Genomic DNA, 380 nt, shown 5'->3' with positions numbered 1-380 from the left:
GGAATAAGTCTTATCTTTTGCATGCCTGTTCTCGCAAGCCCTTTTATACTTAAAGACAAGTACGAAACCAAAGATGACCTTCCACCACAAAACATCAGTGGCAAAGTGACGGGGCAAAATAATGAGCCGCTTGCCGGTGTTACGGTTGCTGCAAAAGGTACCCAACGATCGGTAACAACGGCTGTGGATGGTACGTTCAGCCTGGAGGTTCCGGATGGTGTAAATATTCTGGTGTTTAGCTATGTAGGTATGCAAACGCAGGAAGCAGTTATCACTGGTAAAACAAGTTTGTCCATTACTTTAACAGCTGCTGCTGATGCTGCTATGTCGGATGTAGTGGTGATTGGGTACGGTTCGCAAAAAAGGGCCAGTGTTACCGG

1 protein-coding gene is annotated in these 380 nt (G+C 46.3%); it reads left to right on the top strand.

Annotated features, from left to right (window positions below):
• The coding region (locus tag I6F37_RS45150) for a carboxypeptidase-like regulatory domain-containing protein (RefSeq protein WP_225155152.1) at positions 1-380 on the top strand (380 nt) is incomplete at both ends.

Origin of the sequence: Bradyrhizobium sp. NBAIM08, assembly GCF_020193935.1 — a bacterium.
Lineage (GTDB): Bacteria > Pseudomonadota > Alphaproteobacteria > Rhizobiales > Xanthobacteraceae > Bradyrhizobium > Bradyrhizobium yuanmingense.
Note: the sequence above shows the minus strand (reverse complement) of the source record. Positions and strands in the feature narration are given on the sequence as shown.